The sequence below is a fragment of the Renibacterium salmoninarum ATCC 33209 genome (assembly GCF_000018885.1).
Taxonomy (GTDB): Bacteria; Actinomycetota; Actinomycetes; order Actinomycetales; family Micrococcaceae; genus Renibacterium; species Renibacterium salmoninarum.
Window position 1 is genome coordinate 2,108,279 of the sequence record NC_010168.1, and the last position, 26,322, is coordinate 2,134,600.

The window sequence follows — 26,322 nt, forward strand, 5'->3', positions numbered from 1 at the left end:
CTTGCGCCAACTGACAGATAAACTAGGACCATCATGAGTTTGCCGAACGATGGAACCGAATCCAACGAAAAACTTACCCGGAGTCGATCTGGCCGGGTCAGCCGCCCCGCCAGCAAAGCCGGAAATGCTGGTAAAGATGAGAACCTCGTGGCACCTAGCCCTGAGGGCGCCGGTCCCGAATTAGCCGGTCCCGAATTAGCCGATGGGACGGCACTAGATCTTTCGGCAATCCCAGAGATCATCGAACTCAATGCTCCGCGCGACGGCGTGCCGTTGATTATCAACACAGCCGAGGGATTGGAACGGGCCGCTAGGGCGCTAGCAAATGGCAGTGGTCCAGCAGGCGTAGATGCCGAACGAGCCTCCGGCTTTCGCTATGGCCAAAGAGCGTTCCTGGTACAGATTCGGCGCGAAGGTGCCGGCACTTGGCTGATTGACCCAGAGCCATTTGACGATCTCAAAATCATTGACGACGCGCTGAACGGCGTCGAGTGGATCCTGCATGCAGCTAGCCAAGATTTACCGTGCCTTTCTGAGCTAGGTATGTGGCCCAGTGCGCTGTTCGACACTGAGCTAGCCGCCCGAATTGCTGGGCTACCCAAGGTTGGCCTAGCCGCCGTCGTCGAACAACTGCTGGGCTTTGGCCTGGCCAAAGAACATTCCGCCGCTGATTGGTCTACTCGTCCACTGCCAGAACCTTGGCTGCGGTATGCAGCGCTAGACGTCGAAGTCCTCGCTGAATTGCGCGAGGAGCTCATTGAACTTCTTGAGGCCGACGGCAAACTAGAGTGGGCAACCCAGGAATTCCAAGCGATTTTGGCTGCAGGACCACCACCGCCAAGAATTGATCCTTGGCGGCGCACTTCCGGGGTGCACCAGCTTCGAGATCGAAAGCAATTGGCTGCGGTTCGGCAGCTCTGGTTAGAGCGTGACGCGCTGGCGCAGAATCGTGATGTGGCCCCCGGGCGTTTATTACCAGATTCCGCACTCGTCGCCGCAGCGCGCGCCATGCCAGATACTGTTCCGCAGCTATTGGGCACTCCCGGTTTTCACGGTCGCGCAGCCCAACGAGAAGCACCGCGCTGGCTGCGCTCCATCGCGGAAGCTAAGGCCAGTAAAGAGCTGCCTCCGCTACATCTACCCAGCAGTTCGCCGCCGCCACCACGCGCTTGGGCGGATAAAGACCCTGCGGCAGCGGCTCGATTCGCCACGGTTCGTCCCCGCCTATTTGAGTTGGCTGAGCAGTTGAACCTGCCGGTGGAGAATTTACTGACGCCTGATTTTGTTCGACGCATTTCATGGCGACCGCCCGCGGAGATTTCCGCAGAATCGCTTGGTTCAGCGCTTGCTGATCTGGGTGCTCGCCCGTGGCAAATTGAGCTGAACACTCCGGGACTTCTCGAGGCGTTCATCCATCCGGATCCGCTGCCGACTAAAGAGACAGCGGCAAAAGAGGCCACAGCGCACAACGACTAGCCGTCCCTGCTTGAAAGGCGATGTTACTAACGAGTAACATCGCCTTAGTGGTGCGGTGTACCAATGGAGCCCCGCCGATCTCCTGAGAGTTTCCGGAAAGAGGAGCAACAGGTGAGCCCAAATACACGGCAAGTCCGTGAGGTAGTTTTTGTTGACGGAGTTCGAACCCCCTTTGGAAAAACTGGCGAAAAGGGCATTTATTCAGATGTCCGTACCGATGACCTGGTGGTCAAATGTATCCGAGAGCTCATGCGACGCAACCCTTCGCTGCCTCCCGAGCGGATCGACGAAGTTACGATCGCGGCAACCACCCAGACTGGTGACCAGGGTTTGACCATCGGGCGCACCGCCGCTCTCTTATCTGGCCTGCCGAAATCCGTACCCGGCTTCGCTATTGACCGGATGTGCGCTGGCGCAATGACCGCTGTTACCACCACCGCATCGGGCATTGGATTTGGCGCCTACGACGTCGTCATTGCTGGCGGCGTCGAGCATATGGGCCACCACCCCATGGGATCTGGCGCAGACCCCAACCCGCGTTTCATGTCCGAGAGCTTAGTTGACCCGGCCGCGTTGAACATGGGAAATACTGCAGAGAATTTGCACGACCGGTTCCCAGCAATTACTAAAGAACGCACCGACCGATACGCCGTCAATTCACAGAACAAGCTGGCTGCGGCCTACGAAAAAGGCCAAATTCAACCCGATCTAGTCCCGGTGGCCGCATCAAAGGTGCAGCCGCACAGCGCTGAGGAGAAAAATCCAGGCCACGTTTGGAACCTCAACACCGTTGACGAGCCACCGCACCCGGGTACCACGATGGAGGATTTGGCGTCGTTGCGGACACCGTTCCGCCCGCATGGGCGGGTTACCGCTGGAAACGCCGCAGGCCTTAACGACGGCGCGACGGCAGCCATCTTGGCCTCAGCAGAAGCCGCTGAAGAATTGGGCCTGACGGTCAAAATTACGATGGTCAGCTATGGTTTTGCCGGCGTTGAGCCCGAAGTCATGGGCATCGAACCGGTCCCAGCAACCGAAAAAGCACTCAAGAATGCTGGCCTGAGCATCGACGATATTGGTCTGTTTGAAATCAACGAAGCGTTCGCGGTTCAGGTACTTTCCTTCCTCGATTACTTCGGTATTGCCGATGAGGACCCGCGCGTGAACCGTTACGGCGGTGCGATTGCGGTAGGTCACCCGTTAGCATCCTCGGGCGTGCGTCTGATGAATCAATTGGCCCGGCAGTTCGAAGAAGATCATTCGGTCCAGTACGGCATCACCACCATGTGCATCGGCCTGGGCATGGGCGCCAAGGTCATCTGGGCCAACCCGCATTTTGAAGGAGCCGCAGCATGAGCAGCATCAAGGACCAGTTCGGTAAACTCACCGACCTCTTCCCTACCGAAGTCGTCACACATTCTTATGCTCAAGATGTGACGTTGCCGGGACTACCGGGCGAAAAGCCAAAGACCTTCATACTGATCACCTTGGACAACGGACTGGACCACAAGCGGCCCACCACACTGGGGCCGAATACTCTGGTTGAGCTTGGCACGGTACTTGAAACCCAGCGCGAGCGGACCGCCCGCGGCGAGATCGCCGGCGTCGGCATCACTGGTAAGCCGTACTTTCTGGTCGCTGGTGCGGATCTGTCCGCCGTCGGCTCGATCGGTGAAAGCGAACAGGGCAAATGGATGGCCCAGTTGGGCCACGAGGTCTACAGCCTCCTCAATAACCTCGGCGTACCCAGCTTTGTCTTCATCAACGGTCTAGCTCTGGGTGGCGGCCTAGAAATCGCCCTGAATGCGAACTACCGCACCGTTTCCACTGGCGCCGGTGCTCTCGCGTTACCCGAAGCGTTCCTCGGCCTAGTGCCGGGCTGGGGCGGTGTTTATCTACTCCCCCGATTGATCGGGCCGGAAAATGCCGTCAAGGTCATGATTGAAAACTCGCTCAACAACAATCGCACCACGTCGGGCGCGCAGGCGTTCCAGCTGGGCATTGCCGATGAACTCTTTGAGCCGGCCGATTTCTTGGAGCAATCCTTGCTCTGGGCGGCCAAGGTCATCGCTGGCGAGACCACTGTGGAGCGAGCCAATGCGGTTTCCGAGCCGCTGATCGCCGACCAGTCTGCGGCTTGGGATGCTGCGGTGGCTAAGGCAAAAGCTGTGGTCAAGGCGAAAACCTCCGATGCGGCACCAGCACCGCTTCGTTTGATCGAGCTGCTCGAAAAGGGCAAAAATTGGTCGAAAGAAGAAGCATTTGCGGCAGAAGACGATGCGCTTGCTGATTTGATGCAGACGGATGAATTCCGCGCCACGGTTTACGCTTTCTTGGACTTGGTGCAAAAACGCGCGAAACGCCCTGCTGGCGCCCCGGACAAATCGTTGGCTAAGCCAGTAACTAAGGTCGGCGTCGTCGGCGCGGGACTGATGGCGGGGCAATTCTCCCTGTTGTTTGCCCGGCAGCTCAAGGTACCCGTTGTCATGACTGATATTGATCAAGAACGGTTCGATAAGGGTGTGGCCTATGTGCACGGTCAAGTCGACAAATTACTGGCTAAAAAGCGAATCTCACCGGACGCGGCAAACCGGACCAAAGCACTTGTGGCCGGCCCTGTCTCGAAGCAAGCCTTTGCCGACGCCGACTTTGTTATCGAGGCGGTTTTCGAAGAACTTCAGGTCAAGAAGAACGTCTTCGCGGAGCTGGAAGAGATCATTTCAGCAGACTGCGTGCTGGCCACTAATACCTCATCGCTTTCGGTAACCGAAATGGCGGCCGATCTGAAGCACCCAGAACGCGTAGTAGGTTTCCACTTCTTCAACCCCGTCGCGGTGATGCCACTGCTGGAGATTGTTCGTGCGCCGAAGACATCCGATGCGGTGCTAGCAACTGCATTTGAGACCGCAAAAGCGCTAAAGAAGAATGCCGTCCTGGTCAAAGACGCAGCTGCGTTTGTGGCCAACCGCATTTTGCTCCGTTTGATGGGCGAGGTCGCTAGGGCCTTCAACCAAGGCACCGACGCCAAAACTGCAGACACCGCTTTGAAGCCAATGGGCTTGCCGATGTCTCCGTTTACGTTGCTTTCCATGGTTGGCGTTCCCGTGGCGTTACACGTTTCCGAATCGCTACACAGCGCCTTCGGCGATCGGTTCTGGGTTTCGCAAAATCAGCAACGACTCATTGACGCCGGTAAAAAGGGTATCTGGGAAATCGGCGAAGACCGCAACCCGTTCGTGCCGCAAGATACCTTAGACCTGCTTGAATTCGGGGACACTCCGATCAGCGGCGAAGCACTTCTAGTCCAAACGCAAGATGCGCTGGCCGAGGAAATCGGGCTCATGCTCGACGAAGGTGTGGTGGCCGCGGCTGAGGACATCGACCTGTGCATGATCTTGGGTGCGGGCTGGCCAATGTATCTGGGTGGCATCACACCGTATCTGGATCGCGTCGGCGCTTCAGAGCGCGTCAACGGCAAGCGATTCCACGCACCGGGCGTAGCTTCACGCGCCTAACCCACTCCGCCCCAACCCCGTCGCACCGTAGCGCTGCGAGACGTCGACGACGGCGTCCTGGTCGAGACTGCGCCCAGCAGCCAGAAGTCGTCGATACCTGGCATAACCTCGTAGTTTGGCGCTCAATGCCTCAGCACCAAAAGGTTTGATCAGATATCCGAGCGCACCGCGACGCATTGCCTTGTGAACGGAATCAACATCGCTCGCAGCACTGAGAACCATCGCGTCAACGTCAAGATTTCGCAGCAAGTCAAGCCCGTTCCAATCGGGTAAGTAAATATCGATAAGAACCAAATCGGGTCGCAAAGAGGATACCGCGCGCAACGCAGCTTCGCCGCTGCCCACCGGATCTAGCGCGGAAAATCCTGCCGTAGCCTCGACGTAGGCTACGTGCAAGCGCGCCACATGAAAGTCGTCATCGACTATCAACACTCGCAAGTCATCAGTCATTTTTTACCGTCTCCGTCAATACCTGTTCCAACCTGGCAAGAAAAACTGCTCCTGGGCCACCCACCCGGCCCGGAGACAATAAACTAACTTCGCCGCCGTCCAGCCGGGCCAATTGCCTCGATAAAGCTAACCCTAGGCCTTCGCCTAGGCCGCTCGGCGCACCGTGCAGAGCCGAGGTGCTGAAGCCCTCATCGAATAACTGATCTACCAAAGCTGCTGGCACGCCATCTCCCGAGTCCGCAACGGTGAGATGCACGCTGCTGCCATCGCTCAGTAGTTCAACTTCCACCCAGCGCTCGGTTGATTCACCATGCACGGCCGCAGTGATGGCATTGTCACCCAAATTTCCAAGCACCGTCGTCGTGTTCTGGGCGTCCTGCAACTGTGAGTGCAAAGACGTTTCCGTGCCTAGCCTTAGCCGCACGCCACGTTCGGCGGCTTGAGTACTTTTCGCGCCCAGGAAGGCCAATAGATAGGTGTCAGAAAGCAACTGCCCATTTTCCAGCGGGAACCGAAGCGGTCCGGTTTCGAGAGTGCTTCGCACATAATCAGCCGCCTCAGCACTGCGTCCAATGTCGATTAGTCCGACGACGGCGTGCAGCCGGTTAGCAAATTCATGCCGCTGGGCGCGCAGAGCTGATGTCAAGGTACTGACTGCATCGAGCTGGCGGCTAAGCGCTTGGACGGAGGTTCGATCCCGCACCATGACGACCCAGCCCAAATCATGTTTTCCGCGGACTACCTTGAGTGCGTTCGCCAGGAGAACAGAGCGACCCAGCACAATCTGAACACTTTCAGCGGGGTCTTGCTGCTCGCCGTCCAGCGTATCCAGATGGGCGTGGTCCAAGAGTGCCACTAGCCCTTCAGGCAGCCCTAGTTGGTCGAATACGGTACCTTCCGGCGCTGTTAGACCCAATAGTTCCGCTGCTTTGTCATTGCAGATCGTCACACGTTTATCCGCGTCTAGTCCGATGACCCCTTCGGCCAAGCCGTGCAAAACCACTTCCTGGTTCTGCACCAGCGCACCAATTTCTTCCAGTTCTAGGCCCAAAGTGTGCCGACGTAAACTACGCATCAAGAAACTTGTGCCGCTGGCACCGAGGGCTAACGCAATCACGCTGACGGCCAAAATTGGTCCCACCGCACCCCAGAGGTCATCCAGAACTTCTGAGGTGGCAAACCCCACGCTTACTTCACCAATGATTGCGCCGCCGCTCCCCCGGATGGGGGCCTTGGCCCGCACCGAGGATCCGAGCGAGCCTAAATCAGTCTCGACTACCTCTTTGCCCGCCAATGCTTCGTCCGGGCTGGTGCTTACTCAGCGGGATTCGGGTGCGCCCAGCGCAAACCGTGCACATCTGCCACAACCACAAAAAGCGCACCGGTTCGCAGCCTAATTTCTTCGGCAAGGTCTTGCACCGGGCCGGCGGCGAGCTCGGTGGAACCAGGCAATACGCCGTCGGTACGCTGCAAAACATCTTGGACCGTGTCGTTTTCAGCGACGGTTTGCGAAACGGCCAACGCCTTAGCGCCAATTTCCGCCACCAGTCGCTGATAACTGAGCCAACCAAAAACTCCCGCGGCCAAGAGCACAACAAAGAGAATGACCAGGATCTGCTGGATCAACAGTCGGGAGGAAAACGTCAAGGGCCGCGGCATCAAGCCAAGTTTAGAGCAGCGCCAGCGGAGAACAGGAACAGCCTAGAACAACGCAACCTTGGGCGTCCACGGAAAAATCTCCTCGAGGGCGAGCAAATCTTCCGCGCTGGGCTGCCAGGAAGCCGCTTCGGCGTTGATACGCACCTGCTCTGGCTTAGTGGCTCCAGCAATCACACTCGCAGCTGAAGGCTGTGCGGCTAACCACGAGAAGGCAACCTGAAGCTCAGTCAGATTCCGCTCCCGCGCGAACTCGCCAAAGGCTTCCAACTGCGACCAATCGGCCTTTTCCAACAGGTTAGTGCGCGAGTGCGTCAATCGACTGCCAGCAGGCGCTTCACCTCGGCTGTATTTCCCGGTCAGCAAGCCATTGGCAAGCGGGAAGTACGGCAGCACGCCAAGACCAAATTCTCTGCCGCTGGTACTACCTCAAGCTCTGTTCGACGGTCTAAGAGATTGTAATGATTTTGTGCGGACACGAACGAAGCGTAACCGCCAATTCTGGCTTCATACGCGGCTTCAGCTACTTGCCAACCGGTGAAATTGGAATGGCCAAAGTAGCGAATCTTTCCCGCAGTCGCAAGCTCGTCCAAGGTCGCCAGCGTTTCTTCGATCGGCGTGATGCCGTCTGGGCTGTGGTACTGATAAAGATCAATCCACTCGGTGTTTAGTCGGCGCAACGAGGTTTCAACGGCCTTGACGATATAGCGGCGCGAACCGCGAGCACCCCAATCAACGCCGTTAGCGCCCTTGAGGTCTAGGCCAAATTTTGTCGCCACCACAGCGTCGTCCCGTTTGCCGCCAGCCAGTGCTCTGCCCAGCATTTCTTCACTCAACCCAGGCGTGCGACCATAAGCGTCAGCAACATCGAATAGCGTGATTCCGGCATCAATAGCGGCATGTACGACGGCGTCAGTGCCCTCTTGACTTTCGGTCACGGTGCCGGGGCGGCCCAAGTTATTGCAGCCTAATCCAACGGTGGAAACCATGAGTCCAGAATTGCCCAGCGGGCGGAAGTCAGTCATGAGATAAGCCTAGTGCGCCAGGCCTTAAAGCTCAGAATGCTAGCTATTCGGCCTTGCTTGCCACTGCAAATTTCGGCCATCGAACGGCCCTCCATGTGCTAGCACCATTCGGTGCACCTCGTCACAGGCGCTTTGCATGCTACGGATTACTTCAGCCGGATAACCGTAACGGATTTGATGCTCCGCAAACTCGTCTTCGTCATCTACCCAAGTGCGGCCGTTATTCACAATGACGTCAAGATCCATATCGATCAACGTCATCTCCCAGCGATTACCGCATTCTAGCCTGGCCCACTTGATATCGGTAACAATATCTACGTACAGCGACGTGCCGTCAGGTTGATCTTTGTCATAAAAGGTAGCAACCCAGTGCGCATCAAAGGGTATGAGAAGCACCGCCGCAGACTCTGCCAAAAATGCGGCACCTGGTTTAGCCACAAAAGCTCCGGCAGTTTGATACACCCAATGCCCATACTCATCAGCGCCAAGGTAAAAACCGGGGACGGTCCAATGCGCAGCACCGTCCCATTTGCGATTTCGCGCAACGACAAATTCACCCGCAGAAATCTCGGGCCGATCCACCCCCGTCACAGCGTGGGAAATTGGCCGGTATGGGTGATTTGCTCATTGGGTAACGGCCGGGCAAACGGGACCTTGGTGCCCAAAACCTGCGCGACGACGTCGTGCGCTACTTTTTGGGCGGTCAAGCCGACTCGATCCAAGACTTGGCCACGGCTGCCATGAGCCAGGAACTCCACCGGTAACCCAACTTCATTCAGTGCCGTGTCCACGCCAGCCGCGCGCATCTCCTGCCTAATCCTGGAGCCAACCCCGCCAGCGCGCACGCCATCTTCAATCACAATGACGATTCGATGCTGGGCCGCAAGCTCAATAATCGATTGTGGCACCGGCAACACCCAACGAGGGTCTACAACTGTTGAGGAAATCCCCTGCGCGCCCAGTAAATTCGCCACCTGAAGCGACATTTCGCTCATTGCTCCGACCGAGACGAGGAGCACGTCATTTTCGGTTGAGCCGGCTGGTCGGCGTGCCAGGATATCAACGCCGTCATCGAGCCGTTCGATGGCTTCCACTTCGGCACCGACATTTCCTTTCGAATATCGGAGCACCGTTGGGGCATCAGATATCGCAACGGCTTCGCGTAGTTCTTCGCGCAGCCGAGTGGCATCGCGCGGTGCAGCCAAGTGCAAGCCGGGAATGATCTGCAACATGGAAAGATCCCACATACCGTGGTGGCTTGGACCGTCGGGACCAGTTACGCCAGCACGGTCCAACACCACGGTCACCCCGGCCTTGTGCAAAGCAACATCCATCAGCAATTGGTCAAAGCCACGATTGAGGAAGGTCGCATACATGGCCACCACTGGGTGCAGGCCACCAAAGGCCATACCAGCAGCCGTGGTCAGCGCATGCTGTTCGGCAATACCCACATCAATCACGCGTTGTGGATGCCGTTCAGCCATCCGGTGCAGACCCACCGGAATCAACATCGCAGCCGTAATGCCCACGATGTCATCGCGCTCGTCGGCAATTTCGGCAATCTCTTCGGCGAAAACAGAGGTCCAAGACTGCGCTGTGGAGGGATCGAGCGGCAAGCCAGTTTCTGGATCAATCACGCCAACGGCGTGGAACTGGTCTGCTTCATCAGCCCGAGCCGGCGCATAACCGCGTCCCTTGTCCGTCATCGCATGCACAATGACTGGGCCGGCATAGTTTTTAGCTGTCTGCATGGCAGATTCGAGCGCTTTTTGATCGTGACCGTCGACCGGTCCGATGTACTTCATGCCTAAATCTTCAAACAGACCTTGCGGAGCCCACCAATCTTTCACGCCCTTCTTTGCTGCGTGTAAAGACTTGTACATGAGCTGGCCCAGAAAGCCGCCGTTTTGCAGTTTGTTCTTGGTCCAATCCAGGTTGCCTTCATAGGCTTTGTGCGTGCGTAACGAATCGATCGCGGGCCGAAGCGATCGGAGATAGTCTGCTAAGCCGCCAACCGTCGGCGCATAGGAACGGCCATTGTCATTGACCACAATCACTACTCGACGGTCTTTATCCGCTGCGATATTGTTTAGCGCTTCCCAGGTCATCCCGCCGGTCAGCGCGCCGTCGCCAATGACCGCAACGACGTATCGATCACCCTCGCCGTTGAGTACGCGCGCCCGCGAAATTCCGTCGGCCCAAGAAAGTGACGACGAAGCGTGCGAACTTTCGACGACGTCGTGCACTGATTCGCCGCGATCGGCATAGCCGGAAAGTCCGCCTTGTTGGCGGAGCGTGGAAAAGTGCTGCCGACCGGTGACCAGCTTATGTACATAGGACTGGTGCCCAGTGTCGAAAATAATGGAATCACGGGGCGAATCGAAAACTCGATGAATGGCTAAAGTCAGTTCAACAACGCACAGGTTAGGGCCAAGATGCCCGCCGGTTTGAGCTACATTGCTAATCAGGAAATCACGAATCTCCTGTGCCAGCTGAACTAACTGCTCATCGCTGAGTCGGGCGAGATCCGCCGGATGCTGGATTGTCTCCAGAAGTCCCATCGTTCCTCATTTCGTCAATAATCTAGCTTCGATTGTACCGCTCCGACGCAAAACGCTGCATCACTTTTCGGGTTTATGAGCGTTTCATAAACCCGAAAAGTGATGCAGCGTTTTGGTGATACGTGACTAGCTCGCGCTGATTTGGCGCAATACGTACTGCAAGATGCCGCCATTACGGTAGTAATCGGCTTCACCTGGCGTATCGATGCGTACGACGGCGTCGAAAGACTTCTCCGTGCCATCAGCCTTAGTCGCGGTGACCTTGAGCGTCTTCGGCGTACGACCCTCATTGAGCTCGGTCAGACCGGTGACCGCAAAGGTCTCGGTGCCATCGAGATCGAGAGTTGCAGCGTTCTCGCCTTCTGGGTACTGCAGCGGAACAACGCCCATACCGATCAGGTTAGAACGGTGGATGCGCTCGTAGCTTTCAGCGACGACAGCCTTGACGCCCAGCAACGCAGTGCCCTTGGCTGCCCAGTCACGAGATGAGCCTGAACCGTATTCTTTGCCGGCCAAAACGACCAACTGAGTGCCAGCGGCAGCGTAGTTCTGCGCGGCATCGTAAATGGTGTTCTGCGGGCCGTTGTCCTGGGTGAAGTCGCGAGTGAAGCCACCTTCGACGCCGGCACCATTGTTCTCGCCAGCAAGCAGCTGGTTGCGTAAACGAATGTTCGCGAAAGTACCGCGAATCATCACTTGGTGGTTACCACGGCGCGAGCCGTAGGAGTTGAAGTCCTTGCGGTCAACACCCTTTTCCAAAAGGTACTTTCCAGCAGGGCTATCCGATTTGAACGAACCAGCCGGTGAGATGTGGTCGGTAGTGACCGAATCGCCCAACTTCGCCAAAACCCGAGCGCCAACAATGTCCTGCACCGGGGTGAGTTCCATCGTCATGCCATCGAAGTACGGGGGCTTCTGCACGTAGGTGGAGTTCGGATCCCAATCGAAGGTGTTGCCCTCCGGAGTGGGAATGCTCTTCCAGCGATCGTCGCCTTCAAAGACTGAGGCGTAGCTGGAGACGAACATCTCCTTGTCGATGGAATCATCCATGACCTTCTGCACTTCAACCGGGTCCGGCCAAATGTCGTGCAAGAAGACGTTGTTGCCGGCCTCATCCTGACCTAGCGGATCAGCATCGAAGTCGAAGTCCATTGATCCGGACAGTGCGTATGCAATGACGAGCGGCGGCGAAGCCAAGTAGTTCATCTTGACGTCCGGGTTGATCCGGCCTTCGAAGTTTCGGTTACCGGAAAGCACCGCGGTGACGGCCAGGTCTTTGTCCTGAATCGCTGCCGAGATTTCGTCTTCCAACGGACCCGAGTTGCCGATGCAAGTGGCACAGCCATAGCCCACGGTGAAGAAGCCCAGCTTCTCCAAGTACGGAATCAGACCCGACTTCTCGTAGTAGTCAGTGACAACCTTGGAGCCGGGCGCAACCGAAGTCTTAACCCAAGGCTTGGAGACCAAACCTTTGTTGACGGCGTTACGGGCGAGCACTGCGGCTGCCAACATCACCGAAGGGTTAGACGTGTTAGTGCAGGAAGTGATCGACGCAATGCTTACCGCACCGTGATCCAATTCAAACTCGCGACCATCGGACATTGAGACCTTGGCCGGGTTCGAGCTACGGCCAAACGCACCGTTTGCCGCTGAGACCAAGACCTTGCGATCGGAATCTGTCGCATGGTTGTCCGCGTGATTGAAAGACGGCGAATCAGAGGCCGGGAAGCTTTCATCAAGCGACTCGTCAACACTGCCGTCTTCGATGTCCTCGTGACCCACTGCAACGTAATTATGCAGATCCTTACGGAACTGCTCCTTCGCGTCGGTGAGCTGGATCCGATCCTGCGGGCGCTTCGGTCCGGAGATCGAAGGAACCACAGTGGATAGGTCTAGTTCAAGGTACTCCGAGAACTTTGGCTCGTGCTCAGGATCATGCCAGAGACCCTGTTCCTTGGCGTATGCCTCAACCAAGGCAACATTGTCATCCGGACGGCCAGTCAGCTTCAAGTAGTCGATGGTGACCTGGTCGATAGGGAAGATCGCCGCCGTCGAGCCGAATTCTGGGCTCATGTTACCGATCGTCGCACGGTTAGCCAACGGCACCGCGGCAACGCCTTCGCCGAAGAACTCGACAAACTTGCCCACGACGCCGTGCTTACGCAGCTGCTCGGTGATGGTCAGTACGACGTCGGTCGCGGTCGCGCCCGCCGGAATAGCGCCGGAGAGCTTGAAGCCCACGACGCGCGGGATCAGCATGGAAACAGGCTGGCCCAGCATGGCCGCCTCGGCCTCAATGCCACCAACACCCCAACCAAGGACGCCAATTCCATTAATCATGGTGGTGTGCGAGTCGGTACCAACTACGGTGTCCGGGTAAGCACGGAGCACGCCGCCAACTTCACGGGTCATCACTGTCCGAGCCAAGTACTCCAGGTTTACCTGGTGCACAATGCCGGTTCCCGGCGGAACGACCTTGAAGTCATCGAATGCGGTTTGGCCCCAACGCAGGAACTGGTAACGCTCGCCGTTGCGCTGGTATTCGATCTCCATATTGCGCTCGACGGCGTTCGCATTGCCAAAGACGTCGATCTGTACCGAGTGGTCGATGACCAGTTCAGCAGGCGCCAAGGGGTTCACTCGAGTGGGATCGCCACCGAGTTCCTTGACTGCCTCACGCATGGTTGCCAAGTCCACCACACACGGCACGCCGGTGAAGTCCTGCATGATCACCCGAGCCGGGGTGAACTGAATTTCGGTATCGGGCTGAGCATTGGGATCCCAATTGCCCAGGGCGTGGACATGGTCCGCAGTGATGTTGGCGCCGTCCTCGGTGCGCAACAGGTTTTCCAACAATACTTTTAAGCTGAACGGAAGATCCTTAGACCCCTCAACGCTGCTCAATCGGAAAATCTCGTATTCGGTCCCGGCGACATTAAGTACGCCTTTGGATCCGAAGCTGTCCAGATTACTCACTACAGGACTCCTCTCACCTCAGCATTTATCTTTGTCTCGCGGGAGTCAGGTCGCTAGTAAGGCTCACCTAAATGAGCCCTACTACGTTTATAGAGTCACTCCCGTTCGGAGACGGCACCGCGGCGTTTGAGTATCCGGTAGAGGATTTCGATCGCCACACAGCCTAGAAATACTACTCCTATAGTAACCGCCAGCACGGATCCGCTTGGCGCCGCGAGTTCGAAGAAACTACGGGAGAACGGCACGATGAATACCAAGATCAGCAGCACTAAGATGCCAATCACTACCATGGCCCGCCAGCGGTCAAATGGCCGGGCAAGCACGGCAAGCACCCATAGCGATAGCAATAAGATCGTCATGGTTGACGCCGTTTGGCTGTCTTTAAGTTGATCTGCAGCATTCAAGGTGAGGTCTGGATAGGCTCGCGCGAAGCTGTATACGCCAACAATGCAGAGCGCGATGACCGCGCCAACCGGTACTGAGAAGGAAAGTACTCTACGTAAAAATCCGGGTTGGTAGCGGCGCTTATTTGGCAACAGGGCCAAGAAGAATGCCGGAATACCAATGGTCAAGGCGCTCGTGATGGACAGCTGGCGTGGGATGAAGGGATATTGCCAGAGCAGCACGCCAATCACCAAGGAAATGATGATTGCTTGAGCAGTTTTGGTCAGGAAGAGGTTGGCCACCCGCTCGACGTTCGCAATAACTCGGCGCCCTTCAGCAACGACGCCGGGCATCCGAGAGAATTGACCGTCCAGAAGCACCAATCGCGATACTGCCTTAGTCGCAGCGGCACCGGAACCCATCGCAATGCCAATATCGGCATTTTTCAGGGCGAGCGCATCGTTGACGCCATCGCCGGTCATGGCCACGACGTGGCCACGCTTTTGCAAAGCCAGCACAATAGATTTCTTCTGTTCTGGAGTCACTCGGCCCAAGACTTGCTCTTTTTCCAGAACAGTGCCTAGCTCGTCGAGATCCTCGGGAAGATTGCGTGCATCGTAGCCTTGGCCAACATTCTGGAAGCCGACTTCGCGCGCGACCGCGGCCACCGTACGCGGGTTGTCACCTGAGATTACCCGTAGATCTACGCCTTGTTCGCGGAAGTAAGCAAGCGTTTCAGCGGCGTCCGGCCGGACTTTTTCTCGGAAAGTGAGAATTGACACAGGTACCAAATCAGCTGGTAACACGTCCGTTTCGACTACGTTTTCTGCGCGAGCTAGGACCAGGGCGCGTAGACCTTGCTCGGCTAGCTCCCCTGCTCGTTCTAGTGCCTCGCGATGCGCTTCTACATCGGCTGAAAGCACCATCTCGGGGGCGCCAAAAACCCAGCCTCCAGTGGGAGCATCACTCGCATCGCCGTCGTTCGTCAAGGAAACCGAGCTCCACTTCCGTGCGCTGTTGAAAGGGACGTTCGCGGCGGCCTTCGACTTCGGCAACTGCGAGTATTTTGCAGCCAAACAAGCTGCCGTGGCGTTCGCATTTTCATCGGCGCCGATCCAGGCAAGTACTTGGTCCCAGCCCACCGTTTCCTTGAGCTCTTGATCGGCGTCGAAAACAATCTCGCCCTCAGTCAAGGTTCCGGTCTTATCGAGGCATACCATATCGACGCGAGCAAGGCCTTCAACTGCGGGGAGTTCCTGGACGAGCACTTGTCGTCTGGCCAATGTCACCGCGGCCAGGCCGAAGGAAATGCTAGTCAAAAGCACCAGGCCTTCTGGAATCATCGCCACGATTGCCGCAACGGCAGAGACCACGGCGTCCTTCCACGCTCCGGACTCCAGTGCGTGTTCCCAGCCGCCCTTAGCCTGCATCTGACCGTTGATCACGATGAGGATGATCGGGATGAGCGCCCAAGTAATGTAGAGGACGATCTTGTTGATCGAGTTCCGAATCTCCGAGTTGACCATGGAGAAGCGTTTCGCTTCGGCAGTGAGTTTCGAGGCAAATGATTCGCGGCCAACCCGACTTACGCGGGCGGTTCCGGAGCCTGCAACGACAGCCGAGCCGGAAAGCACCTCGTCGCCAACCGCTTTGTCGATCGGATCCGATTCACCGGTGAGCAGCGATTCGTCAACTTCCAGACCTTCGACTTTGAGCACGACGGCATCTGCAGGTATCTGGTCCCCTGCTCGGAGCACCAAAACATCGTCGTAGACCACGGATTCAACTTGGATGTCTTGGACCGTCCCGGAACGAAGTGTTCGGGCTTTGGGTGCATTCAAGACAGCTAATTTGTCCAAGGTTCGTTTGGCGCGGTATTCCTGCACGACGCCGATCGCGGCATTTGCGATCACGATGAAGCCGAAGAGCGCGTCCCGCCAGTTGCCCACAATCAGAATGATGATGAGGCAGACGCCCAAGACGATATTGAACAGCGTGAGGAGATTAGATCGAAGGATCTGACCAATAGTTCGGCTGGAGTCGTTCGGAACCGCGTTGTCCAGGCCGAGAGCCGCGCGTTCTGAAACTTGCTTTTCGTCCAGGCCAGAACTAGCAAGTTTCGCGTCGTCCACCGCGGCGAGCTGCGTCTTTGCGCTGATAAGCGCCTCAAGATGCGCTTGCTGCTTGGCGTCAGCATGGCTGGTTTTAGTCGGGCTGGGCTTTATGCGGGTTGCGCTGCTCATAGTGTTCACCACTCTATGGGGTTAGTTGCACCCTTGAAATCACCCTTGAGTATGAATCATTGACGAAAACGAGCACCCATTAGCACCCATTAGCACCCATTATTATTTGCATCACCTCGATCCGTGGATAGTTATCGTCAAGCTTTGGATTCAAGCTGGCATTTCGCAAAAATCGATCCAACCAATTGCCGCCAGGGTTAGCTGACGAAAAGCTCAAGCTCGTCGGCGTCGAAATAGTTTTGCGTGACGTCCGTGATTCGCACGAGGTACTTCCCTCGTTTTTCGTCGAGGTGAACTACGGTACCAACATTCCCAGTCATCGTTTTGCCGGTAATTTTTACGGTCTGACCAATCTTGAAATTGTCCATCAAACAAGCATATAAGCGCGGACTTTTGAGCAATCGCTACCCCCTACCTCGGTTCGTTTGATTCTTGCACGTTCCCAAGTCACTTCATGCCTAGTTTTTACAAATTAGTATATTATTTCTAATTCATTCTCTTATTATCGTCTTTAGCTTCGATTAGTGTTGATATATGGAGGCCGCCTCGACCGTGACAACCCGCCTAGAGCGTGCTCAGTCGCTGTTGACTGAGGCGTTGGCTGAGTTCGCCTGCCATGCTGCGTCGCTGACCTCGCAGGACTTGCTCCTAGCCAGCGATTTCATCGAGAAGATCTCGCGACAAATTGACCATAGTCAGATCATCGCCGCATCAGCATTTGAATCTATTGGGCTGCCAGAAGGTAGCGCTCAGTTTCGGGATGTCGCAGGGTTTTTACAGGCTCGACTAAGGATCACCCGCTCTGAAGCGCGACGACGATTAGAGCTCGGTAACAAAGTCCTCGCAAGCAAGAGTTTGATCGGAGCTGAGATTCCGGCGCGGTATCCCCTATTAGGCGCCCTGTCCAGCCAGGGCGCGGTCTGTAAGTTGGGACTCAAGATTGCGGTAGATGCCCTGGATGAAGCTACCTCGATCGTTTCACGGCACAGAAATTCACCAGAGCTACTTTCTCAGATGGAAGAAAGTCTGGCCCAGGGTCTGACGCAGCATCATCCTGATTTCGTCAAGCAGCTTTGCAAACGCTGGTCAACGCTTGTGGATCAGGACGGCCAAGCACCAAGCCCGTCCGAACTTAGACAACGGCAAGGCCTATTTCGGCGAGGCGAGTATCGCGGTCTTACTCACTTCGAGCTATGGGCGGATCAGCTGCAACCCGAAACTCTTCTAACCGTCATCAATGCCGGAACGAATCCGCGCAAGCAGACCAGCGATTCATCTCATGCTGAGGACCGAAGCCGGCCACAGCAGCAGCTGGACTCGGTTATCAGTGCACTGGGTTCAGCTCTCACCGCTGAGGTTCTCCCCGGAACCGGTGGGCACCGTCCACAAGTACACGTGACTGTTGATTACCGGCAGCTACTCGCAGAAATCCACGAGTCCGAGAATGAATCTGCAGTCCAGCAAAGATCTACCGCCCAATTCACTGGACCGATCGGCGCGCATAACATCCGAACGATTGCTTGCGATGCTGAACTCATTCCAGTAGTTCTTGGCGATACGGGCGAGATCCTCGACGTCGGACGTCGGAAACGTTTTTTCAGCCGATCACAACGCGCTGCTTTGGTTGCTCGTGACCAAGGTTGTGCTTTCCCGAGCTGTTCGATCCCGTCGAGTTGGTGCGAAGCGCACCATATTCGTTGGTGGCAACATGGCGGCGAAACTTCGACCTCTAACGGAGTGCTGCTTTGCTCGCACCACCATCACCTGATCCATCAAGGGAAATGGAGCATTGAGAATCGAACAGGTAGACCAGAATTCAGACCGCCACCATGGATAGATCCGCGCCGTACATTGATTCGGAATTCGTACCATCAGATTCCGGCTGCCGCGTAGCTTAGGGCTTAGGGCTTAGGGCTTAGGGCTTAGGGCTTAGGGCGCAATAATGCCACGGTCTCTAGATGATGCGTGTGCGGATACAAATCGAAAGCTCGAAGCTGTGTCAGTTCCCAGCCCGCGCGGAAGAAATATCCCAGATCCCGAGCAAACGATGCTGGATCGCAGGAAACATAAGCCACTGCTTTCGCGCCACTAGCTGTAATCCGACCAACCACCGCTTTACCGGCACCAGCCCGGGGCGGATCCAACACGACGACGTCGAGCTTTCTGGAACTTTCGCGTGCGGCGGTGGCAAGAACGCGCTCCACTCGGCCGGGCAAAATCTGCACTTCCGCTCGGCCCGCGAAATTCAGTTTCGCGTCCTTACTGGTCACGGGCGAGCCTTCAACGGAAAGTACCCAGCCCGTGCTGCCAACCGCATCGGCAAGCAGAGCCGTAAACAAACCTGCTCCAGCGTACAGATCAGCCGCTGCAGCACCCGGCAATAGATCATCACCAAGATAGTCGCCAACCGCTTCAGAAAGCACTTTCGGGGCATTCCGGTGAATCTGCCAGAACCCGTCCCCGCTGACTCTGAATCGCTTATCCGCAACGGTCTCCTCTAACCAACCGCGTCCGCGCAAGGCAGAAACCCGGCTGGTCTTAGGCTCCCAATGCAAAGTGAAAACGCCTTCGGGAAGCTGTTTAGCGACCCGCGCCGCAGCCTGCTTAGCCCCCGAGAGAAGCAGTAACGGCCCATCCCCCGACGTCGGCGCGGCGATTTCCACGCGCTCTACCCCGGTAAAATCAAGACCCCACAGGTCTAAGCCACGAATTCCTCGGACTGCTAACGGCATCTCCTGCACCGGCAATACTTGGTGGGAGCGGTGCGCATGCATGCCCAACGCACCCTCGTCAGTCACGGTAAATCCAGTTCGCGTACGCCAACCTAAGCCGGCCGGATCCTCACCGGAAACTTCCTCGACCAAAGGAGCCAAATCTATGCCCGCAAGCCGTTGTAATTGCTCTGCTAAAACTGCGGATTTAAGCTCCCGTTGAACCGGACGACTGATATGACCAAATTCTGCACCGCCAATAGGCAGCCGACCGTCAGCATGTGCTTGCAAGGAATCAGCTGCTGCCCAGAAATGCGGTAATCGCGCACCAGGGTACTGGGCAGACTCTTCGAGCACCTCAATGACATCGGCGCGCCAAAAACTCGCGTCTTCCTCAGCTTCAGTTAGCGAAACCCGTACCCGTTCACCAGGCAAAGCATGTCGAACAAAAATTACTCGGCCTTGCTGCCGAGCCACGAAATGACCGCCATGCGCTACTGGGCCGACGTCGAGAATTAGTTCGGTCACACTCAGTCCAGTTCTTGGTAACGCCGAGCGGATTCAGAAGATTTGAGTTGCCACGGCACCGAGGCAACCATCACCCCGGGCTCAAAGTGCAGACGAGTCTTGATCCGCAGCGCCGTCTGGTTATGCACCAGCTGCTCCCACCACTTACCCACGACGTATTCCGGAATGTAAACCACCACAAGATCCCTTGGCGACTCACTGCGGATATTCTTCACATACTCCATGATCGGCGTCACGGTCTCGCGGTAAGGGCTAGCCAGCACAGTCAACGGCACCGGAATCTGCAGTTTGTTCCACTCGTCGATGGTCTCCTGAGTCTCTTCAGGATCGTTATCCACCGTAATCGCATCGAGTTGCGATGGCCTGGACGCACGAGCGAAGGCCAATGCTCGCAACACGGGCTTGCGCACATGTGAAACAAGCAAAACTGCGTGCACTCTAGTTGGCAATGCACGGGGTGCAGAATCCTCGTCCACAGCCAGTTCCCGAGCGACATTCCGGTAGTGCGCTTGGATGCTCCACATGATCAAGAAAAGGAACACCATCGCCAACAAAGCGATCCAAGCGCCCTGCTCGAATTTAGTGATCAGAACAATTACCAAAACGGACAGGGTCATACAGAACCCCAGCGTGTTAATGGTTCGAGACTTAATAATTCGAAGCTTTTCTGCCCGCTCCTTGACGAGCTTGAATGCACGTCCCCAGTGGATCATCATGCCCAGCTGGCTTGCCGTGAACGAAATGAATACTCCGACGATATAAAGCTGAATCAACTTTGTGACGTCCGCGTTGAAGGCGATGATCAGCACAATAGCGCCCACGGCTAGCGCGATGACGCCGTTGCTGTAGGCCAAGCGATCGCCTCGGGTGCGCAGCTGCCGCGGCAAATAGCCATCTTGAGCAAGAATCGACGCGAGTACTGGGAACCCGTTGAATGCAGTGTTGGAGGCAAATACCAAGATGACTCCAGTGGCCGCCACAATGATAAAGAAGATCACCGAGCCTGAACCAAAAATGGTAGAGGAAATCTGGCTGATCGCCGGATTCTGCACATAGTCCGCGGGCGGCGGCTGGCCGTTGATCAAAAATTCTTTCGCCGGGTCCTGCACAATGTGCACCCCGGTGGCATTAGCCAGATACAGAATTCCGGCGAGCATCGCGGCCGCAACTGCACCGAGAAATAGCAAAGTAGTCGCCGCATTTTTGGACTTAGGTTTGCGGAAGTTCGGCACGCCGTTACTAATCGCTTCAACACCGGTAAGCGCGGCAGCACCCGAGGAGAACGCGCGCAGTAGCAAGAACGTACCGGCTAGCCCCACGATGCCCTGTTCGTATTCCGGCACCGGGATGATTTCAAAATGCGCGCTCGGCGCTTGACCTAGGTGGCCAGTAACCGCCTGGACAATCCCGACGACGGTCATGCCCAGAATGCAGACCATGAAGATATATGTGGGCACAGCAAAGACGCTGCCAGCCTCTTTAATGCCGCGCAAATTGACTAGCGCCAATAGCACCACACCGATTACCGCGATCCAGGCTTGGGTGCCGTGCATTCCGGGGATCGCCGTGGCAAGGTAATTGGCCGCAGAAGACATTGACACTGCCACCGTCAGCACGTAGTCAACAAGTAGCGCAGAGGCCACGGTCAACCCAGCAAATTTACCAAGGTTGGTATTGGCAATTTCGTAATCGCCACCACCAGAAGGATAGGCGTGCACGTTCTGCCGGTATGAGGCCACAACCGTAATCAGCACCACCATGACGGCCAAGCCAACCAAAGGCGAGATCGTGACCGCAGCAGCACCGGCCAGCGCCAAGGTAAGTAGGATTTCGTCAGGCGCATAAGCCACAGAGGACAAAGCATCTGAGGCAAAGATGGGCAGCGCAATCCGCTTCGGCAACAATGTATGCGCAAGCCGGTCGTTGCGGAACGGCCGGCCGACGACCACCCGTTTCAAGGCGTTGAAAAATGTCAGCACAATCCCCACTTTGCGGAATGTTGGCGGCGAGTGCAAGAAACTCACGGGCGGATACGAAAATATGAAGCTAAAACAACTGAGCTGTTACCGGGACCAGATCGACAACTGCACAACTGAACCGTTACCGGTTTCTTGCCGCTTTTATGCGAGCCCCTGCACCGGTTGGGCCGGGATGGTTTCTTTAGCGTAATACACTACTTCGTGTTCTGTCGGTGGGATGTCTCCGATGCTGGTGTGTAGGCGGTCGTTGTTGTACCAATCGATCCAGGCCAAGCTGGCCCATCCAACCTCATCGATGGTTTTCAACGGCCCGTTGCGGAAGGGAGAATCTTCTCGGACGGCTTCAGTCTTGAACAGGCCGATGGTGGACTCGGCCAAGGCGTTATCGTAGGCGTCCCCGACAGAGCCGATTGATGCTGCGATGCCCTCCAGAGTCAGGGTTTCCCCGAAATGCAAGGAAGTGTACTGGGACCCGGCGGCGGAATGATGGATCAGCCCTTCTGCGACCGGATGCCTGGTGCGTGTCCGCTGCCATAAGCCCATCCTGAGTGCTGTGCTCACCAGGGCGGTGTCCTTGATCGTGGAGATGTTCCAGCCCACGATGTACTTGGAGAAACAATCAATGATGAACGCGACATAGACGAAACCTGCCCAGGTGCGCACATAGGTGAAGTCCGCAACCCAGCGCTGATTTGGGCCAGCTGCGGTGAAGCACCGATCCAATAAATCCGGGGCACGGTCATGGTTTCGGTCCGGCACCGTGGTGCGCACACCTTTGCCCCGTACCCGGCCTTTCAAACTCAACAAGCTCATGAGCCGGTTCACCTGCCGGTAAGAGACCTCGAATCCTTTCCGACGCAGCCAAGCCGTCATTTTCCTCCTCCCGTACATTCCCTCCGGTGTCCCTACCGTTCCTAGCAACGCATCCATAACCGAAGCCTCTGCCATGTCCCGGACCGAAGCGGTGGAGACCTTCCAACTACGGTAGGTCCGGGCAGTGACCGTTAAGCCCTGGCCACGCAGGACCTTGCAGATCACCTCGACTGCCCAGCCAAGGAAGCGTTGTTCATCGATGAATCCCCTGATCAATGCTTCGCGGGGGTCGAGTTCCCCCGCGAAGAAAACCGACGCAGCCTTCACAATCTCTAACGACTCACGCAGCTCACGATTCTCACGTTTGAGCGCACGTACCTGCTCCGATTCCGTCGTGGACATCCCTACCCTGGCCCCGGCATCAATTTAGGCCTGCCTCACCCAACGACGTAGGGATTCCTTCCCAACCCCGACTTTGCCGCCCACAGCAGCACAAGCAGCCATCAACGATGGATACTCCTGGAGATGATCCAAAACCAGCCGCACCGACCTGTCCCGAACCTCCCGCGAAAACTTCCGATTCATAACCATCAATACTTCCTTCCAAACTCAAAAGGAAGCGGCATAAAACCGGTAACGGTTCACAACTGCACAACTGCAGGCTTTGGATGCAGGCTGCGCACACAAGCATTGATGCGTGGTTAGAATTGGCTCCAGCACCGATATCGCTGAAAACGTCAGTCTTTAGCGGTGTAATTCAGAGAAACCAAGGAGATCCAGTGGCACACTACGTGATCATGGGCTGCGGCCGAGTGGGTGCTACTTTGGCTCACACCCTTGAGTATTCCGGGCATTCAGTAGCAATCATCGATCAAGATGATCGCGCGTTTCGGCGGCTACGCAACGGCTTCAGCGGTCGTAAAGTCACCGGAATCGGCTTTGACCGTGAAACCCTGCGACAGGCCGATATTGAACAAGCCTACGCTTTCGCCGCTGTCTCCAGCGGTGACAACTCAAATGTTTTAGCCACCCGGGTGGCTCGAGAAACATTCCATGTGGAACATGTTGTCGCCAGAATCTATGACCCCGGCCGAGCCGAGATCTACCAGCGCTTGGGTATTCCCACCGTCGCGGCAGTCCGTTGGAGTGCGGACCAGGTACTGCGCAGAATTCTTCCCGAGCAGAGCATCAGCGGTGACTTCCGTGAGCCTTCGGGGCGTTTGATCTTGAGCGAAGTGTCACTGCACGATGGCTGGATTGGCCGTCACCTCGACGACATTGAGCGTGCCAGCGGAGCCCGGGTTGCCTACTTGACCCGATTCGGCGAGGGAATTCTGCCGGGCGACGAGACAAGTTATCAACAAGGCGACACGGTGCACGTCATGCTCGAAGTGGCAAAAATTGCCGATATTGAACGCATTCTGGCCACCGGGCCGGCAAAGGAGTCAGAGTGAAGGTCGTCATCGCCGGTGCCGGTAGCGTTGGTTCTTCGATTGCCCGTGAGCTTCTTGCCCATGGACACGACATATTGCTTATCGATCCGAAACCCGAAGTTATCGGTCGCAGCGGCTTACTCGGTGAGCGTTGGCTCGTAGGCGACGCCTGCGAAATTTCGACCCTACGTGAAGCAAAGCTGGACGAGGCCGACGTCGTAGTCTCAGCAACCGGCGACGACAAGGTAAATCTTGTGGTCTCGCTTTTAGCAAAGACCGAATTTGGCATCGGCCGGACAGTTGGTCGGGTAAATAACCCGAAAAACGACTGGATGTTTGATGACTCTTGGGGCGTCGACGTCGCCGTCAACACCCCCAGGTTAATGACCGCTCTGGTGGAAGAGGCTGTTGAGATTGGCGACCTAGTGCGGCTACTCACGCTGCAAACCGGAGTGTCCTCGCTCGTGGAGTTCACCGTCCCGGAAGACTCTGAGTTAGTCGGGGCCACCGTTGGCTCGATTCAATGGCCAGTGGATGCCACTCTGGTAGCAATTCTCCGCGACGAAGCTCCGATCACACCAAGCGTGGACGATGTGATCGACGGACGCGACGAACTGTTCTTTATCAGTACAATTCCAGCGGAGGATGACCTCAGGGCGCTTCTGGGCTCACGTCGGCCGAATGCTCAGGATCAGCAGCAACCGTAGCCGCAGGTCGAGAGACCATCCAGGCTAGCCAAAGCGCAAGCGCATAAAGCGGCACGCCCATAGCAAGCCTGGTGGCGCCCAAGGCGGGAAGATTCTGCGCGAAGTAGAGCGGCACTTGCACCAATAGTCGAAGCACGAACAGCGCCAGCACGATCCAAGCCGCGAGCTGATAAGCCCGCAACCGATCAGCTTTCGCGCGCCATTCTAGGTTTTCGCCTCGGATAAAACCGAAAATAAGGCCGGTAATAGGCCATCGAGCCACAATGGATATCAATATCACCGCGATGCTGATCGCATTGGTCAAGAACCCTGGCACGTAGTAGTCCAAAGCATTTCCAGTACTACCGGAAAAAAGTGCACAAATAGCTATGCCGGCCAAGCCGGAAAACGCTTGAATGACCACGCCGCGTTGTACCAACCGCACCACGGTAAAAATAACCGCCACCGCGATTGATGAGATGAGTGAAACCGTCAGGTTTCCGCTCACAATAATGCAGACCAGGAAGACTAATCCCGGTAGCAGCGTTTCGGCCAGCCCACGCCAGCCACCAACTGCTTTCATAATGTCTATCTGGCCGTGCTCGTTGCGCGTTATGCCAGAATTTGCTGCATACTGGCCGGCCAGCTCGGCAAATGAGGGCTGCTTGGCAACGCTTTCTTTGCTTGAGTCTGGTTCTTCACTCGGGTTTGGCTGGCTCACGCTGTTTTCGCTCACGCCGGGTACTCCTGGAATTCGGGTTTTCCAATGATTTCGTATCGCGGATTGAAAACCGTGGGCAATCCTTCATGCCGAGCGACCATGCCTTCAAACCTCAGTTCAGTACCCGCTTCGATTCCAGGCACATTCCGCCTGCCCAGCCAAATAAGCCGAACACGGTGACTACCACGAGGCGCTTCAACAGCCCGGTCACGAGAAAGCTGCGGAGCATACTTGTCCACGTCGGTCACAACGGCGGTGAACTGTGGTGACATCGAACCGGGCTGAATCGTGATCGATTCAATATAGCCCCGGCACAGTGCCCGGCCACGTTCGGGCAGCTGGCTAATCGCGGTTAGCTCAGTTTTCGCGGTGAAGTTACCCAATCTGGGTGATCTCCGGACCACGGTCAATAGGCCCAAATTTGCCCGCTTCACCGGCGGCCGGCTCATCGGCAGCAACCTGACCTTGCGTGTCCGGCACTGCATCCTTCGGCAAACTCAGCGGAAGCAAATCACGAGGGGGCATCGGTACCTCGCCTCGAACAACCACCACGGCACGGAATAGCGCTTCAAGTTCATTCGCTGCTTCAGATTCCAGTGCAGCGTCACCACCGAGCACCCCACGCAAGAACCAGCGCGGACCATCGACGCCAATGAATCGAGCCACGCGGAAGCCCTTGCTGCCATCGGCCGCTTCGGCGGGCAATTTAGCCAAAATCTCCGGGCCGAAAGTGCTATGCAGCTCTTCGACGCTGCCACCTTGTGAAGCGACAGAAAGCCCAATCTGTTCGCGAATATCCGGCCAAAGCCCCTCGGAGCGGGGCGCCGCAAAGGCCTGGAGTTGGAGGCTGGAGCCCTCTAGATCCAAAGTCACGGCAATGACCCGCTGACTGCTTTCCTCGACCTCTAAGCGCAGCTGTAGGCCGTCGTGCGGGGTAATCAACAAGGCGCCAAGGTCAACGTAACCGTCATGGCTTTCAATCTCGTCAATATCGAATGGACCATGCTCTTCACGCTCGTAAGCGGAGTCCAGCGGATCGGCCGCGGCTAGCTCGGTTGATTCCAACTCAGCGTCGGTTGAATCCAACTCAGATTCAGTCGCCACAGTCTCTGCCGTTTCTTCGGCTGATTTGTTGGAATTGGATTGTTTACGCCCGAAAACCATG

General features: G+C 56.5%; 19 protein-coding genes and 2 pseudogenes. 6 read left to right on the plus strand and 15 right to left on the minus strand.

The features are described 5' to 3' along the window. Positions 1 to 33 precede the first annotated feature (33 nt). The 3 genes from RSAL33209_RS10540 to RSAL33209_RS10550 all read left to right on the plus strand — a co-directional run bounded on the left by RSAL33209_RS10540 (position 34) and on the right by RSAL33209_RS10550 (position 4,991). Positions 34 to 1,476, plus strand: coding sequence for an HRDC domain-containing protein (locus RSAL33209_RS10540; RefSeq protein WP_012245772.1), 1,443 nt, complete (start codon positions 34 to 36; stop codon positions 1,474 to 1,476). A 63-nt stretch (positions 1,477 to 1,539) separates the two neighbouring features. Then, positions 1,540 to 2,832, plus strand: coding sequence for a thiolase family protein (locus tag RSAL33209_RS10545; RefSeq protein WP_012245773.1), 1,293 nt, complete (start codon positions 1,540 to 1,542; stop codon positions 2,830 to 2,832). Next, complete coding sequence (locus tag RSAL33209_RS10550; RefSeq protein WP_012245774.1) at positions 2,829 to 4,991, plus strand: 3-hydroxyacyl-CoA dehydrogenase NAD-binding domain-containing protein; 2,163 nt, start codon at positions 2,829 to 2,831, stop codon at positions 4,989 to 4,991. The genes RSAL33209_RS10545 and RSAL33209_RS10550 overlap by 4 nt, the downstream gene beginning before the upstream one ends. A gap of 48 nt (positions 4,992 to 5,039) precedes the next feature. Here the strand turns inward: RSAL33209_RS10550 and RSAL33209_RS10555 are convergent. The 9 genes and pseudogenes from RSAL33209_RS10555 to RSAL33209_RS17810 form a co-directional block, all read right to left on the minus strand. After that, positions 5,040 to 5,441, minus strand: a pseudogene (locus RSAL33209_RS10555) (response regulator); the annotation flags it as partial. Beyond that, positions 5,434 to 6,735, minus strand: coding sequence for a sensor histidine kinase (locus RSAL33209_RS10560; RefSeq protein WP_012245776.1), 1,302 nt, complete (start codon positions 6,733 to 6,735; stop codon positions 5,434 to 5,436). The gene RSAL33209_RS10560 and the pseudogene RSAL33209_RS10555, both read right to left, overlap by 8 nt. Positions 6,736 to 6,755: 20 nt before the next feature. Then, on the minus strand, positions 6,756 to 7,100 hold the full coding sequence (locus tag RSAL33209_RS16345; protein WP_049758966.1) for a hypothetical protein: 345 nt from the start codon (positions 7,098 to 7,100) through the stop codon (positions 6,756 to 6,758). 42 nt (positions 7,101 to 7,142) lie between these two features. After that, positions 7,143 to 8,122: pseudogene (locus RSAL33209_RS10565) on the minus strand (aldo/keto reductase). A 39-nt stretch (positions 8,123 to 8,161) separates the two neighbouring features. Next, on the minus strand, positions 8,162 to 8,713 hold the full coding sequence (locus tag RSAL33209_RS10570) for a DUF402 domain-containing protein (protein ID WP_012245780.1): 552 nt from the start codon (positions 8,711 to 8,713) through the stop codon (positions 8,162 to 8,164). Next, positions 8,710 to 10,683 (minus strand): 1-deoxy-D-xylulose-5-phosphate synthase, encoded by a 1,974-nt coding sequence (gene dxs, locus RSAL33209_RS10575; protein ID WP_012245781.1) that lies wholly within the window; start codon positions 10,681 to 10,683, stop codon positions 8,710 to 8,712. The genes RSAL33209_RS10570 and dxs overlap by 4 nt, the downstream gene beginning before the upstream one ends. A 126-nt stretch (positions 10,684 to 10,809) precedes the next feature. Then, the gene (locus tag RSAL33209_RS10580; protein ID WP_012245782.1) at positions 10,810 to 13,659 is read right to left on the minus strand and encodes an aconitate hydratase; all 2,850 of its coding nucleotides are present in this window, start codon (positions 13,657 to 13,659) and stop codon (positions 10,810 to 10,812) included. Positions 13,660 to 13,754: 95 nt separating this feature from the next. Next, positions 13,755 to 16,286, minus strand: coding sequence for a cation-translocating P-type ATPase (locus RSAL33209_RS10585; protein WP_080503808.1), 2,532 nt, complete (start codon positions 16,284 to 16,286; stop codon positions 13,755 to 13,757). A 197-nt stretch (positions 16,287 to 16,483) separates the two neighbouring features. After that, positions 16,484 to 16,654, minus strand: coding sequence for a KOW domain-containing RNA-binding protein (locus RSAL33209_RS17810; RefSeq protein ID WP_169305781.1), 171 nt, complete (start codon positions 16,652 to 16,654; stop codon positions 16,484 to 16,486). A 166-nt stretch (positions 16,655 to 16,820) separates the two neighbouring features. Between RSAL33209_RS17810 and RSAL33209_RS10590 the strand changes: the two genes are divergently transcribed. Then, a complete protein-coding gene (locus RSAL33209_RS10590; protein ID WP_012245785.1) occupies positions 16,821 to 18,179 on the plus strand; it encodes an HNH endonuclease signature motif containing protein in 1,359 nt (452 codons plus the stop codon). 29 nt (positions 18,180 to 18,208) lie between these two features. On the opposite strand, the gene RSAL33209_RS10595 is transcribed toward RSAL33209_RS10590, so the two are convergent. From RSAL33209_RS10595 to RSAL33209_RS10605, 3 genes are all read right to left on the minus strand, one after another. Further along, positions 18,209 to 19,525 carry a class I SAM-dependent RNA methyltransferase gene (locus RSAL33209_RS10595; RefSeq protein ID WP_012245786.1) on the minus strand — a complete coding sequence of 439 codons (1,317 nt, stop codon included), beginning with the start codon at positions 19,523 to 19,525 and terminating at the stop codon, positions 18,209 to 18,211. Between the two features lie 2 nt (positions 19,526 to 19,527). Further along, a complete protein-coding gene (locus tag RSAL33209_RS10600) occupies positions 19,528 to 21,504 on the minus strand; it encodes an APC family permease (RefSeq protein ID WP_174258564.1) in 1,977 nt (658 codons plus the stop codon). Between the two features lie 141 nt (positions 21,505 to 21,645). Further along, complete coding sequence (locus tag RSAL33209_RS10605) at positions 21,646 to 22,719, minus strand: IS3 family transposase (RefSeq protein WP_012245788.1); 1,074 nt, start codon at positions 22,717 to 22,719, stop codon at positions 21,646 to 21,648. 377 nt (positions 22,720 to 23,096) lie between these two features. Here RSAL33209_RS10605 and RSAL33209_RS10615 point away from each other — a divergent pair, with 377 nt between their 5' ends. Both RSAL33209_RS10615 and RSAL33209_RS10620 read left to right on the plus strand, forming a co-directional pair. Then, positions 23,097 to 23,771, plus strand: coding sequence for a potassium channel family protein (locus RSAL33209_RS10615; RefSeq protein ID WP_041685617.1), 675 nt, complete (start codon positions 23,097 to 23,099; stop codon positions 23,769 to 23,771). Further along, positions 23,768 to 24,457 carry a potassium channel family protein gene (locus tag RSAL33209_RS10620; RefSeq protein WP_041684692.1) on the plus strand — a complete coding sequence of 230 codons (690 nt, stop codon included), beginning with the start codon at positions 23,768 to 23,770 and terminating at the stop codon, positions 24,455 to 24,457. The genes RSAL33209_RS10615 and RSAL33209_RS10620 overlap by 4 nt, the downstream gene beginning before the upstream one ends. Here the strand turns inward: RSAL33209_RS10620 and RSAL33209_RS10625 are convergent. Genes RSAL33209_RS10625 through RSAL33209_RS10635 form a run of 3 tightly spaced genes read right to left on the minus strand, consistent with a single transcriptional unit; the run spans position 24,402 to position 26,321 of the window. Continuing rightward, positions 24,402 to 25,172 (minus strand): DUF3159 domain-containing protein, encoded by a 771-nt coding sequence (locus RSAL33209_RS10625; protein WP_012245791.1) that lies wholly within the window; start codon positions 25,170 to 25,172, stop codon positions 24,402 to 24,404. The genes RSAL33209_RS10620 and RSAL33209_RS10625 overlap by 56 nt on opposite strands. Beyond that, positions 25,169 to 25,540, minus strand: a complete 372-nt coding sequence (locus tag RSAL33209_RS10630) for a single stranded DNA-binding domain-containing protein (RefSeq protein WP_012245792.1) — start codon at positions 25,538 to 25,540, stop codon at positions 25,169 to 25,171. Before RSAL33209_RS10630 ends, RSAL33209_RS10625 begins: the two co-directional genes overlap by 4 nt. Continuing rightward, complete coding sequence (locus tag RSAL33209_RS10635; RefSeq protein ID WP_012245793.1) at positions 25,533 to 26,321, minus strand: DUF3710 domain-containing protein; 789 nt, start codon at positions 26,319 to 26,321, stop codon at positions 25,533 to 25,535. The genes RSAL33209_RS10630 and RSAL33209_RS10635 overlap by 8 nt, the downstream gene beginning before the upstream one ends. Position 26,322: the final 1 nt, after the last annotated feature.

What these genes read in the sequence shown, in the direction of transcription:
- RSAL33209_RS10540 (WP_012245772.1), top strand. Translation starts at nt 34, where the DNA reads ATGAGTTTGCCGAACGATGGAACCGAATCCAACGAAAAACTTACCCGG.
- RSAL33209_RS10545 (WP_012245773.1), top strand. Translation starts at nt 1,540, where the DNA reads ATGGAGCCCCGCCGATCTCCTGAGAGTTTCCGGAAAGAGGAGCAACAG.
- RSAL33209_RS10605 (WP_012245788.1), bottom strand. Translation starts at nt 22,719, where the DNA reads ATGTCCACGACGGAATCGGAGCAGGTACGTGCGCTCAAACGTGAGAAT.
- RSAL33209_RS10550 (WP_012245774.1), top strand. Translation starts at nt 2,829, where the DNA reads ATGAGCAGCATCAAGGACCAGTTCGGTAAACTCACCGACCTCTTCCCT.
- RSAL33209_RS10585 (WP_080503808.1), bottom strand. Translation starts at nt 16,286, where the DNA reads ATGAGCAGCGCAACCCGCATAAAGCCCAGCCCGACTAAAACCAGCCAT.
- RSAL33209_RS10590 (WP_012245785.1), top strand. Translation starts at nt 16,821, where the DNA reads ATGGAGGCCGCCTCGACCGTGACAACCCGCCTAGAGCGTGCTCAGTCG.
- RSAL33209_RS17810 (WP_169305781.1), bottom strand. Translation starts at nt 16,654, where the DNA reads ATGGACAATTTCAAGATTGGTCAGACCGTAAAAATTACCGGCAAAACG.
- dxs (WP_012245781.1), bottom strand. Translation starts at nt 10,683, where the DNA reads ATGGGACTTCTGGAGACAATCCAGCATCCGGCGGATCTCGCCCGACTC.
- RSAL33209_RS16345 (WP_049758966.1), bottom strand. Translation starts at nt 7,100, where the DNA reads ATGCCGCGGCCCTTGACGTTTTCCTCCCGACTGTTGATCCAGCAGATC.
- RSAL33209_RS10635 (WP_012245793.1), bottom strand. Translation starts at nt 26,321, where the DNA reads ATGGTTTTCGGGCGTAAACAATCCAATTCCAACAAATCAGCCGAAGAA.